The following is a 388-nucleotide window of genomic DNA, read 5'->3' on the forward strand; positions in this document are numbered from 1 at the left end:
GCCGCTGCCGGAGCCGTTGCGGGAGCGGGAGCCGGAGCCGCTGTCGGAGCCGACGGGGGAGCCGGAGCCGCTGTCGGAGCCGTTGCGGGAGGCGACGCGGGACCGGCCGCCGGAGGCGCTGCCGCGGCCCCCGCCGGGGCGCCCGCCCCGTCCCTCCGGTCCCGCAAACCCCCGATTGTCAGCGGCGGATGCGACACTTCCGCGGGTGACCGATTCCCTGGGCAGCGGACCCGCACCAGCGCTCCCTCCAGCCCCTCCGTCCCCGCCGCCTCCTCCGCGGACGACGCTGCGGCAACGGCTCGCTGAGCTGCGCGGCCCGGCTGTCGCGCCGCATCCCCTGGACGCCCGCGCGCTGGCCGCCCTCGCGGCCAACCCCGGCTGCCGCCGC

The 388-nt window shown here is 80.2% G+C and carries 1 pseudogene; it reads left to right on the plus strand.

What is annotated here, in order from left to right:
* Positions 1–205 precede the first annotated feature (205 nt).
* A pseudogene (locus tag GT042_RS38840) lies at positions 206–388 on the plus strand (hypothetical protein); the annotation flags it as partial.

Source organism: Streptomyces sp. SID3212 (genome assembly GCF_009865405.1).
GTDB lineage: Bacteria > Actinomycetota > Actinomycetes > Streptomycetales > Streptomycetaceae > Streptomyces.